The following is a 10,924-nucleotide window of genomic DNA, read 5'->3' as shown; positions in this document are numbered from 1 at the left end:
GAACGAACGCCACCTGCGCGCCGAAATCAACAACGCCCTCGACGTCGAACGCCAATACCAAATCTGGCTCACCGAGGAATACGGACCACCACCCCCGTTCTGACGGGAGGCATCAGCCCTCGGCGCGCTCCTTGAGGCGCTGCAGGGTCAGCCGAATGTGCTCCGCATTGGCACCATCACGATCGGAGACCCCGGTGGCCAACCCCGCGATCTTCTTGAACCAGCCAGCGCGGCGGTCCCAGGTCGATTCGGTAACCGTGCAGCCACCGTCGCTGGCGGCGATGTCGTACCGCCAGTGCGCGACCGGGAACACCAGTGACTTCACATCGAAGGCGAACGCCTTGCCCGGCTCGGCGTCGGTGACGGTGCACGTAGTGGACCAGCTCTTGGCGCCATTGCGATTGTGTCCCTTGAACACCGAACCGGGACTGGCCGAGTTGCCCTTCTGCCATTCCATCGCGTGAGCCTCCTCGGCCAGCGATGCCAAAGTGGGTAGATCGGTGATGAGCGCGTACACCGCGGCGGGATCGGCGGCGATCGATACGGTGGCTTTCACGGGAGCGGGAGCATTCATGGGCCGATCGTATGTTGAATGGGGTATGACCGAACGCCCCATACTCAAACCCAACGCCCTCCATCCCATCACCGTCACACCCACCGGCCGTCACGTCACGGTGCGGGTCAACGGTGAGGTGGTCGCCGAAACCGACGACGCGCTCACGTTGCAGGAATCGACCTACCCCGCGGTCCAGTACATTCCGCGCGCGGACGTCATCGCGACCCTGACCCGCAGCGATACCACGACCTACTGCCCGTTCAAGGGCGAGGCCAACTACTACCACGTCGGCGGGATCGACGACGCGATCTGGACGTACGAACAGCCGTACCCGGCCGTATCCGGCATCGCCGGGCGTCTCGCGTTCTACCCCGACAAGGCCGACATCACCCTGACCTAGCCTGGTGTGGTGCCCTCCACCAGCGTCGTGTTCGACGGTCCGGCCAGCGTCGGTCTGACCCTCGCGCCATGGCGTCGCAGCAGCGGGAACCCCTGCCAGCGGACCGAGGTCGACGGCGCGATCTGGCGCACCAGCCTGATGACGAGTGGCCCGGTCACCGCGCGAATCAGCACCGCGTCGCCCAACACGGTGGACTGCGAGGCATGGGGACCCGGTGGCGCGGAATTCCTTGATGGCTTTCCGGCGCTGATCGGCGCGGAGGACGATGTCAGCGGGTTCGACCCGGTGGAGCCGACGATCGCCGAGGCACATCGTCGGGTGCCGCACCTGCGGCTCGGGCGCAGCGGACGGGTGTTCGAGGCACTGGTGCCCGCAATCATCGAGCAACGCGTCTCGGGCATGGACGCGTGGTGGGCCTGGCGGCGGTTGGTGACGAAATATGGCGCGCCGGCTCCCGGTCCGGCCCCCGCCGGGATGCGCGTGATGCCGAGTCCGGACGTCTGGAGACGCATCCCATCGTGGGAGTACCACCGGGCCAACGTGGATCCAGGCCGGGCCCGCACCATCGTCGGATGTGCCCGACGCGCCGATTCCCTGGAACGGCTGACGGCTGAGAAGGCCGTGACCGCGCTGCGGTCCCTGCCGGGAGTCGGCGAGTGGACCGCGGCTGAAACCGTGCAGCGCGCGTTCGGCGACGCCGACGCCCTCTCCGTGGGGGATTACCACCTGTCGACCATGGTGGGACGCACCCTGCTCGGCCGACCGATCGACGACGCGGAGATGGTGGAACTGCTCGAACCGTTGCGCCCGCACCGCCAGCGCGCAGTGCGACTGCTGGAAGCCAGTGGGCTGGCCCACAATCCGCGTTTCGGTGCGCGGCAGGCGATACCGAACCTGCGTGTGCTGTAGATCGTGATTGCCCGACGGGGATGTCGGGTACCCGGGACGCGACCGAACGTGAACCGAAAGGAACCGCAATGACCGCGTTCACCATCCCCGGCATGACCGACAAGCAGGGCGCTGAGACCGCCAAGCTGCTGCAGAAGCAACTCAGCACCTACAACGACCTGCACCTGACGCTCAAGCACATCCACTGGAACGTCGTCGGGCCGAACTTCATCGGGGTGCACGAGATGATCGACCCGCAGGTCGAGCTGGTCCGGGGCTACGCCGACGAGGTGGCCGAGCGGATCGCCGCCCTGGGGCAGTCCCCGAAGGGCACCCCCGGCGCCATTGTCGCCGACCGCACCTGGGATGACTACTCGGTGGGACGCGACACCGTGCAGGCCCACCTCGCCGCTCTCGACCTGGTGTACAACGGGGTCATCGAAGACACCCGCGACGGGATCGAGAAGCTCGAAAAGCTCGACCCGGTGACCCAGGACATCCTCATCGATCACGCCGCCGAGCTGGAAAAGTTCCAGTGGTTCGTGCGCGCTCACCTGGAGAGCGCCGGCGGCCAGCTGGCCCATGAGGGCGCACCCACCGAGAAGGGTGCGGCAGGTAAGGCGCGACGCAAGAGCGCCTAGTTGGTCAGCGGTGAATTCGGCCCGCCGGCCTGGCCTAGCGGCCGTCCTCCCGATCCAACGCATCCTCGCGCACCGGGCGTTCGGCCAGTTTCTCGGCTACACCGAACAGGAACGGATAGGCCAGGCCGGCAATGGCGGCGCCGACCAGGGGGGCCAACCAGAACGCCCACAGCTGCGCCGGTGCACCGTTGCCGTTGAAGAATGCGACAGCCGTGGAGCGGGCGGGGTTGACCGAGGTGTTGGAGATCGGGATCGCGACGAGGTGAATCAGCGTCAGCGTGAGCCCGATCGCCAGCCCCGCAAAGCCCTTCGGCGCGCGGTCGTCGGTGGAACCGAGGATGACCAACAGGAAGATCGCGGTGAGTATTGCCTCGGCGAGCAACACCGCGGCCAGCGAATACCCGCCGGGGGAGTGCTCGCCGTAGCCGTTGGCCGCCATGTTGCCGGTGGCCGACCATCCGTCCTTTCCGCTGGCGATCACATAGATCACCAGGCCGGCCAGCAGACCGCCGAGCACCTGCGAAATCCAATACGGCACAAGGGCTGCCCATTCGATGCGGCGGGCCAACGCGGCGCCGAGTGAGACCGCCGGATTGAAATGGCCGCCGGAGAGGGTGCCGAAGGCGTACACGCCGGTCAGCACCGTCAGGCCGAATGCCAGCGCGACCCCGAGGAATCCGATCCCCACGGAGATGCCGTCAGAGACCACCTTCGCGGCGAAGACCGCGCTACCGCAACCGCCAAGGACCAGCCAGAATGTCCCGATGAACTCGGCCGCCAAGCGGTGTCGCATTGCGGGCTTACTCATGGTGAACTCCTCCGCACTCGGGTCGGTCGGACATGCACTGACCGGAGCGTCACATGCCATCGGAGGGTGGCGCGATCGTCGTGGCCGAATCGTTGGCAGATCGATATTTTCGTAGCAGCATCGAAACTGACCCGACACCAGAACTGCTCTCGACACCAGAACTGCTTCGGCGCAATGCGACTCAGCGGTACGCGGTCAGCCTCGCCATGAGCGCCACTGCGCCGTCATCCCCGATGGCCTGCGCGTCGGCGACTCCCGAGCTGCGCCCCACCCGCAACGGACTTGCCTCATAACGGGATTCGCTGCCACCGCGGAACTGCCGCAGGTAGTTGACCCGTAGCGACGCCGTGCGCCACAGTGCCCCGGCGGCGTCGCCGAGCGAAGCCGAGCCCACGAGTTCCAGTGCGGCAGCCGAGATTCCGCCGTGCACGACGCCGATGCTGTTGTTGACGACCGGGTCGGACAGCTGACGCAACACCGTCGCGCGGCCGCCGGTCTCGGCGACCTCGACCGACATCCGATCGGCCAGAGATGCGGGCGGGATGCCCTCGGTCGAATCGGCGGGCCATTCGATGAGGTGACCGGGTGCGTGGATATGGAAGGAACGCACGGTCGCCGTACCGACCACCTGATCGCCGTGCGTCAGCTCGCACAGTCCCAACGAACCCGTGCCCTTGGGGCCGACGGGTCGTCCGGTGGCCACCACCGGCTCATCCGGCCGGGCCATGGCGAGTTCCAGCGCATGAGGGGTGAGCTCGAGTGCCAGCTCGCTGGACACCGTCCACTCGTCGTCGGCGCGGCGATAGTGGTTGACCAAGCCGCCGACGTGGTCGACCAGCATGGCCAGTGGCGCGGCGGTCGGAAGACCGGTCAGCGGGTTCAGCAGGCCGCCGACCGGTATCGACGCCACGCAGCGGTCCGGGCCTTCTTCCAGGGTTTGTACGCCCATGCGGCCCAACGGGGTGTTCAGCGGATAGTGCATCGCCGTCAACAGTTACGCCTACCGTGACGGTCGTCTACCCCCCGGGGGTATGGCGGTGCTGGCCGTATCGGCGATACATGAAGCAGAACCGTTGGTGAACAAAGGTTTACGGCTCGGACGGGGTTCCTCTGGCCGTCCCGCCGGGCCCGGGGACGCCGACCATGCAATTCTAAGAATCTGACTAGGCTTTCCTGCAAAGAAAATTGGGTAATATAACAGCACTATAACGGATGCGTGTGATTTTTCTAGCAAACTAGATTAGCGCTGCGGGTGGCGCCCGGCCGCGGCGAGGGCCGAGCGGTACCTATCGGCGCGTGGTGGAAACCCCAAGGGCGGCAAAGGGATTCAATACGTGCCGGCACGGCCGTCGCAGACGGCCCGAAGGCAGCCCACCAGTATAGTTAGGCTTGGCTAAGTTGGCATCTACTGCGGTTTTTGCCTTATCGTTTTCTTCACTTATGGCGTGGGGATACATAGCCGTCGTCCAGTGCTGCACGGAGGCCACCAACGCCGAGCCGGCCTATTGCCGGCGCGGTAAAGCTTCATAGAAGCGTGTTGAAGGGCAAGGTGGGAATGGCGCCCAGAAAAGTCGGGCTGTACAACCCCGCATACGAACATGACGCATGCGGCGTGGCAATGGTGGCAGATATTCACGGCCGCCGCAGCAGAGACATCGTCGACAAGGCCATCACGGCCCTGGTGAACCTGGAGCATCGTGGTGCCCAGGGGGCCGAGCCGAACACCGGCGACGGCGCCGGCATCCTGCTGCAGGTCCCGGACTCCTTCCTGCGGGAGGTCGTCAACTTCACCTTGCCGGAAGCCGGCAGCTACGCCACCGGTATCGCGTTCCTGCCGCAGTCGTCGCGCGACGCCAACACGGCCGCCGAATCCGTGGAGAAGATCGTCGAGGCCGAAGGCCTGCAGGTGCTGGGTTGGCGTGAGGTGCCGACCGACGACTCCTCGCTCGGCGCATTGGCGCGCGACGCGATGCCGACGTTCCGGCAGCTGTTCATCGGCGGCGCCTCGGGCATGGACCTGGAACGCAAGGCGTACGTGGTGCGCAAGCGGGCCGAGCATGAGCTGGGCACCAAGGGCCCGGGTCAGGATGGTCCCGGCCGCGAAACGGTCTATTTCCCAAGCCTTTCCGGTCAGACCTTCGTCTACAAGGGCATGCTGACCACCCCGCAGCTCAAGGCGTTCTACCTGGACCTGCAGGACGAGCGGATGACCAGTGCGCTGGGCATCGTGCACTCCCGCTTCTCCACCAACACGTTCCCGTCCTGGCCGCTGGCCCACCCGTTCCGGCGCATCGCCCACAACGGCGAGATCAACACCGTCACCGGCAACGAGAACTGGATGCGCGCCCGTGAGGCGCTGATCCGCACCGAATTGTTCGGCGAGAACGGGCTCGACAAGATCGTCCCGGTCTGTACCCCCGGGGCCTCGGACACCGCGCGGTTCGACGAGGTACTCGAGCTGCTGCACCTCGGCGGTCGCAGCCTGCCGCACGCCGTGCTGATGATGATCCCGGAGGCGTGGGAACGCCACGAGACCATGGATCCCGCCCGCCGGGCGTTTTACGAGTTCCACGACTCGCTGATGGAGCCCTGGGACGGCCCGGCCTCGGTGTGCTTCACCGACGGCACCGTGATCGGCGCCGTGCTGGACCGCAACGGCCTGCGACCCTCCCGCATCTGGGTGACCGACGACGGCCTCGTCGTGATGGCGTCCGAAGCCGGTGTGCTGCCGCTCGACCCGGCCACCGTCGTCAAGAAGCTCCGGCTGCAGCCCGGCCGCATGTTCCTGGTGGACACCGCGCAGGGCCGCATCGTCTCCGACGAAGAGATCAAGGCCGAACTGGCCGGCGAACAGCCGTACCAGGAGTGGGTCGAGCAGGGCCTGTTCCCGCTCGACGAGCTGCCGCAGGGCGACTACGTGCGGATGCCACACCACCGCGTGGTGCTGCGTCAGCAGATCTTCGGCTACACCTACGAGGAGCTGAACCTGCTGGTGGCGCCGATGGCGCGGACCGGCGCCGAGGCCCTCGGCTCGATGGGCACTGACACCCCCGTCGCGATCCTCTCGGCCCGCCCGCGAATGCTGTTCGACTACTTCCAGCAGCTGTTCGCCCAGGTCACCAACCCGCCGCTGGACGCCATCCGCGAAGAGGTGGTCACCAGCCTGCAGGGTGTGATCGGACCCGAGGGCGACCTGCTCAACCCGGGACCGGAATCCTGCCGCCAGATCGTGCTGCCCCAGCCGATCCTGCGCAACGCCGACCTGTCCAAGCTGATCTGCGTCGACCCCGACCATGAGGTCCGGGGCCGCAAACACGGCATGCGTGCCGCGGTGATCCGCTGCCTGTACCCGGTCAACCGGGGCGGCCAGGGCCTCAAGGAAGCGCTGGACAACGTCCGCGCCAAGGTGTCGGAGGCGATCCGCGAAGGCGCCCGCATCATCGTGCTGTCCGACCGCGAGTCGAACGAGACCATGGCGCCGATCCCGTCGCTGCTGAGCGTGGCGGCCGTGCACCACCACCTGGTCCGCGAGCGCACCCGCACCAAGGTCGGCCTGGTGGTCGAGGCCGGTGATGCCCGCGAGGTGCACCACATGGCCATGCTGTGCGGCTTCGGCGCCGCCGCGATCAACCCCTACATGGCCTTCGAGTCGATCGAAGACATGGTCGACCGTGGCGTGATCAGCGGCATCAACAGCGATCAAGCGAAAGCCAACTACGTCAAGGCCGCGGGCAAGGGCGTGCTCAAGGTGATGTCCAAGATGGGCATCTCCACTCTGGCCTCCTACACCGGCGCGCAACTGTTCCAGGCCATCGGCATCTCCCAGGAGGTGCTCGACCAGTACTTCACCGGTCTGAGCTGCCCGGTGGGCGGGATCGACCTGGACGACATCGCCGCCGACGTCGCCACCCGCCATTCATTGGCCTTCCTGGACCGTCCCGACGAGCGCGCCCACCGCGAGCTCGAGGTCGGCGGCGAGTACCAGTGGCGCCGCGAGGGCGAGTACCACCTGTTCAACCCGGACACCGTGTTCAAGCTCCAGCATTCGACTCGCACCGGGCAGTACTCGATCTTCAAGGAGTACACCGCTCTGGTCGACGACCAGAGTGAGCGGATGGCGTCGCTGCGCGGTCTGCTGAAGTTCCGTGACGGTGTCCGCCAGCCGATCTCGATCGACGAGGTCGAGCCGGCTTCCGAGATCGTCAAGCGCTTCTCCACCGGCGCCATGAGCTACGGCTCGATCTCGGCGGAGGCCCACGAGACCCTGGCCATCGCGATGAACCGCCTTGGCGGACGGTCGAACTCGGGTGAGGGCGGCGAGAGCGTGCACCGCTTCGAGCCGGAGGAGAACGGCGACTGGCGCCGCAGCGCCATCAAGCAGGTGGCGTCCGGCCGGTTCGGCGTGACCAGCCACTACCTGACCAACTGCTCCGACATCCAGATCAAGATGGCCCAAGGTGCGAAACCCGGTGAGGGTGGCCAGCTTCCGGGGCACAAGGTGTACCCGTGGGTGGCCGAGGTCCGGCACTCGACCCCCGGTGTCGGCCTGATCTCGCCGCCGCCGCACCACGACATCTACTCGATCGAGGATCTCGCCCAGCTGATCCACGATCTGAAGAACGCCAACCCCAGTGCTCGCGTGCACGTGAAGTTGGTGAGCGAGAACGGCGTCGGAACCGTCGCCGCGGGTGTCTCCAAAGCCCACGCCGACGTGGTGCTGATCTCCGGCCACGACGGCGGCACCGGAGCCACCCCGCTCACCTCGATGAAGCACGCCGGTGCGCCATGGGAGCTGGGCCTGGCCGAGACGCAGCAGACGCTGCTGCTCAACGGGCTGCGCGACCGCATCGTGGTCCAGGTCGACGGTCAGCTCAAGACCGGCCGCGACGTGGTGATCGCCGCGCTGCTCGGTGCCGAGGAATTCGGTTTTGCCACAGCGCCGCTGGTGGTCTCGGGCTGCATCATGATGCGTGTCTGCCACCTCGACACCTGCCCGGTGGGTGTGGCCACCCAGAACCCGGTGCTGCGTGAGCGGTTCAACGGCAAGCCCGAGTTCGTCGAGAACTTCTTCATGTTCATCGCCGAAGAAGTCCGCGAGCTCATGGCGGAGTTGGGTTTCCGCACCATCACCGAGATGGTCGGCCAGGTCGGCGCGCTGGACACCACCCAGGCCGCCGAGCACTGGAAGGCCCACAAGCTGGACCTGTCGCCGGTGCTCTACGAGCCCGAGTCGGCGTTCATGAACCAGGACCTGTACTGCAGTTCGCGTCAGGACCACGGTCTGGACAAGGCGCTGGATCAGCAGTTGATCGTGCAGAGCCGCGAAGCTCTGGATTCCGGCTCGCCGGTTCGTTTCTCGACGAAGATCACCAACGTCAACCGCACCGTGGGGACCATGCTCGGCCACGAGGTCACCAAGGTCTATGGCGGGCAGGGGCTTCCGGACGGCACCATCGACATCACCTTCGACGGATCGGCGGGTAACAGCTTCGGTGCGTTCGTGCCCAAGGGCATCACGCTGCGGGTCTACGGCGACGCCAACGACTACGTCGGTAAAGGCCTGTCCGGCGGTCGGATCGTGGTGCGTCCGGCCGACGAAGCACCGGCCGAATTTGCTGCCGAGGACAACATCATCGCGGGCAACGTCGTCCTGTTCGGCGCCACCAGCGGTGAGGCGTTCCTGCGCGGCCAGGTCGGCGAGCGGTTCGCGGTCCGTAACTCCGGCGCCCACGCGGTCGTCGAAGGCGTCGGCGATCACGGCTGCGAATACATGACCGGCGGCAAGGTCGTCATCCTCGGGCCCACCGGCCGCAACTTCGCGGCGGGCATGTCCGGCGGTGTCGCCTACGTCTACGACCCGGCCGGTGTGCTGGCCGAGAACCTCAACAGCGAGATGGTGGAGCTGGAGGCCATGGAGGCGTCGGATGCGGAAGACGCAGTGTGGCTGCGCGACTTTATTGCGGCCCACGTCGACGCCACAGATTCGGCTGTGGGACAACGGGTCCTGGACTCCTGGGATGGAACGGATGGAGCGTTGAAGCATTTTGTGAAGGTCATGCCGCGCGATTACAAGCGCGTGCTGGCCGCGATCGCCGAGGCCGAACAGGCCGGCGAGGATGTCAACGACGCGATCATGGCGGCCGCCAATGGCTGATCCACGCGGTTTCCTCAAGCACACGTCCCGCGAACTCCCGCCTCGGCGGCCGGTGCCGCTGCGGCTGAAGGACTGGAAAGAGGTCTACGAGGACTTCTCCCACGAGACTCTGCAGGACCAGGCGTCACGATGCATGGACTGTGGTATCCCGTTCTGCCACAACGGCTGTCCGCTGGGCAACCTGATCCCCGAGTGGAACGACCTGGTGTACCGGGACCGGTGGCGCGACGCGATCGAGCGGCTGCACGCCACCAACAACTTCCCGGAGTTCACCGGGCGGCTGTGCCCCGCCCCGTGCGAGGCGTCGTGCGTCCTGGGCATCAACCAGGACCCGGTGACCATCAAGCAGGTCGAGGTCGAGATCATCGACAACGCCTTCGACCAGGGCTGGGTGGTCCCGAAGATGCCCGACGTGCAGACCGGTAAGAAGGTCGCCGTCGTCGGGTCCGGACCGGCCGGATTGGCCGCGGCGCAACAGCTCACCCGCGCCGGCCACACCGTCACGGTGTTCGAGCGCGCCGACCGCATCGGCGGACTGCTGCGCTACGGCATCCCCGAGTTCAAGATGGAAAAGCGCCACATCGACCGGCGACTGGAACAGATGGCAGCCGAAGGCACCACGTTCCGCCCCGGCGTCAACGTCGGCGTCGACATCACGGTGGCGCAGCTGCGGCTGAACTACGACGCCGTCGTACTGGCCGGCGGTGCCACCGCCTGGCGTGATCTGCCGATCCCGGGCCGCGAGCTCGACGGCATCCACCAGGCCATGGAGTTCCTGCCGTGGGCCAACCGGGTCCAGCTCGGCGACGACGTCCTGGGCCCCGACGGCCAGCCGCCGATCACCGCCAAGGACAAGCACGTCATCATCATCGGCGGTGGCGACACCGGCGCGGACTGCCTGGGCACCTCGCACCGTCAGGGCGCGGCCAGCATCCACCAGTTCGAGATCATGCCGCGACCGCCGGAGACCCGAGCGGACTCGACCCCGTGGCCGACCTACCCGCTGATGTTCCGGGTGTCCTCGGCTCACGAAGAGGGCGGCGAGCGCGTGTTCTCGGTCAACACCGAGGAATTCACCGGCGCCGACGGTCGCGTCACCGGGCTGCGGGCGCACGAGGTCAAGATGAATGCCGGCAAGTTCGAGAAGGTCGAAGGGACCGACTTCGAACTCAAGGCCGATCTGGTGCTGCTCGCCATGGGCTTCGTGGGTCCGGAGAAGGAAGGCCTGCTGACCAACCTCGGTGTCGAGCTGACCGACCGCGGAAACGTCAAGCGCGACGACAACTTCCAGACTTCGGTGCCCGGTGTGTTCGTCGCCGGCGACATGGGCCGTGGGCAGTCGTTGATCGTGTGGGCAATCGCAGAGGGTCGGGCTGCCGCCGCCGGTGTGGACCGCTACCTGATGAGCAAGACCGCGCTGCCCGCGCCGATCAAGCCGACGGCTGCGCCGCAGCGGTAAGGGCGCTGCGGCAGGCGG

General features: G+C 66.7%; 8 protein-coding genes. 5 read left to right on the top strand and 3 right to left on the bottom strand.

Features of this window, described 5'->3' with window-relative positions; genetic code table 11:
* Positions 1–112: 112 nt before the first annotated feature.
* Positions 113–574 (bottom strand): SRPBCC family protein, encoded by a 462-nt coding sequence (locus A5740_RS27910; RefSeq protein ID WP_076199658.1) that lies wholly within the window; start codon positions 572–574, stop codon positions 113–115.
* Positions 575–599: 25 nt separating this feature from the next.
* On the opposite strand from A5740_RS27910, the gene A5740_RS27905 reads away from it, so the two are divergent.
* The 3 genes from A5740_RS27905 to A5740_RS27895 all read left to right on the top strand — a co-directional run bounded on the left by A5740_RS27905 (position 600) and on the right by A5740_RS27895 (position 2,485).
* Entirely contained in the window at positions 600–956 is a 357-nt protein-coding gene (locus A5740_RS27905; RefSeq protein ID WP_076199672.1) for a DUF427 domain-containing protein, read from the top strand.
* A 9-nt stretch (positions 957–965) separates the two neighbouring features.
* Positions 966–1,865 carry a DNA-3-methyladenine glycosylase gene (locus A5740_RS27900; RefSeq protein ID WP_076199670.1) on the top strand — a complete coding sequence of 300 codons (900 nt, stop codon included), beginning with the start codon at positions 966–968 and terminating at the stop codon, positions 1,863–1,865.
* A 68-nt stretch (positions 1,866–1,933) separates the two neighbouring features.
* Positions 1,934–2,485 (top strand): Dps family protein, encoded by a 552-nt coding sequence (locus A5740_RS27895; protein ID WP_076199656.1) that lies wholly within the window; start codon positions 1,934–1,936, stop codon positions 2,483–2,485.
* A 34-nt stretch (positions 2,486–2,519) separates the two neighbouring features.
* On the opposite strand, the gene aqpZ is transcribed toward A5740_RS27895, so the two are convergent.
* On the bottom strand, positions 2,520–3,293 hold the full coding sequence (gene aqpZ / locus A5740_RS27890) for an aquaporin Z (protein ID WP_076199668.1): 774 nt from the start codon (positions 3,291–3,293) through the stop codon (positions 2,520–2,522).
* 181 nt (positions 3,294–3,474) lie between these two features.
* Positions 3,475–4,275: a hotdog fold thioesterase gene (locus A5740_RS27885; protein WP_076199654.1), complete on the bottom strand. Its 801-nt coding sequence runs from the start codon at positions 4,273–4,275 to the stop codon at positions 3,475–3,477.
* 573 nt (positions 4,276–4,848) lie between these two features.
* Here A5740_RS27885 and gltB point away from each other — a divergent pair.
* Positions 4,849–9,447 (top strand): glutamate synthase large subunit, encoded by a 4,599-nt coding sequence (gene gltB, locus A5740_RS27880; protein ID WP_076199666.1) that lies wholly within the window; start codon positions 4,849–4,851, stop codon positions 9,445–9,447.
* Positions 9,440–10,906 (top strand): glutamate synthase subunit beta, encoded by a 1,467-nt coding sequence (locus tag A5740_RS27875; RefSeq protein WP_076199652.1) that lies wholly within the window; start codon positions 9,440–9,442, stop codon positions 10,904–10,906. The genes gltB and A5740_RS27875 overlap by 8 nt, the downstream gene beginning before the upstream one ends.
* The last annotated feature ends 18 nt before the right edge of the window (positions 10,907–10,924 follow it).

Source organism: Mycobacterium sp. GA-1841, assembly GCF_001954135.1.
GTDB lineage: Bacteria > Actinomycetota > Actinomycetes > Mycobacteriales > Mycobacteriaceae > Mycobacterium.
The sequence above is the reverse complement of the archived record's forward strand: the minus strand, read 5'-3'. Positions and strand labels throughout refer to the sequence as shown.